The sequence below is a fragment of the Vibrio sp. Vb0937 genome, from assembly GCF_033338855.1.
In genome coordinates, this window is sequence record NZ_JAWOTK010000429.1 from 1 (window position 1) to 1064 (window position 1064).

Annotated in this window: 1 protein-coding gene; it reads right to left on the minus strand. The window is 49.1% G+C overall.

Annotated elements, in window-relative coordinates; genetic code table 11:
• Nucleotides 1–1064, minus strand: a 1064-nt coding sequence (locus tag R7P67_RS26255) for a PAS domain S-box protein (protein ID WP_318086509.1), incomplete at both ends; no start/stop codon positions are given.

Below are 1064 nucleotides of genomic sequence, written 5' to 3' on the forward strand. Positions count from 1 at the left end.
ACTCCAACTCAAAGTGGTTGCGGTTGTATGTCCCCGTCAATAAGTCATAACGCGCCTGATACTCTAACTTCTCAGCCAAAAGTTTGGTCTCTGAAATGTCTTCACCCACAATCAGCAACTGATCGGAATCGTTGAGCGGTCGAATGTTTTCGCGTACCCAAACACTGTGCCCGTCAGCATGGCGATACTCGATTTCACGTCGCCACACATCATGAACTTGATGACTCGGTTGCAACAACACCTGACGTGGGAACAGCGCTTTGTCATCAAGATAGAACTCTCGCAGGCGATGGCCGAGCATCTCAATCGGCTCGTAACCCAATAACAGTTGCGCGAATCGGTTCACTTCTTGGATGCGGTTGTGACTGTCGAGCGTCACCATCATCACGGGCTGCTGCTCGTAGTAATTACGCAAGCTCGACTCACGCTGATAGAGCTTATCTTCCATCAACTTACGGCTGGTGATATCACGCGCCTCAAACAGATACTGCTTTTGTTTGCCTACCTGCTGGGAGAACGGCTTTAAGGAAATTTCGAGTACCATAGAGCCGTGCTCTTTGCTCCAGATTTCGGCTTCAAATGTCGAAACTTGTTGCTGCGGTGCGTCAAAATAACCGGCGATCGCGTGGCGTGCTTGCTCACTCCAGTTTTGATGTAACCAAAGTGGCTTATCTAAGCGTAATTCCTGATGATAGAGTAAAGATTGCAGACGATCGTTGCCAGATTTAAGTAAACCATGTTTATCCAAAATCCCCATGTACTGCATACTTTGGTCAAAAATGGACTCTAAAATCGCCTGGCTTTCACGAGCAGCCGTCTCGCTGCGACGAATGCGTTGCAAGTAGTAGCTCAGTAGCAAAATGGCCACCAGCATCAACACGAACAAACTGCCAAACAAGCGAATTTCTTTGGCGAAACGCTCCGAAAATTCCATCGGCTTATTAAAAAAGACCGCCGAGGATTCTTGCTCGGCGCCCAACCCCCAGCGCACGACCGCTTGGTAATCGAGCTTGATTTCAGAATCGCCATTCACCACCGGAGGTAACGGTTCTTGTGGGTGGTCG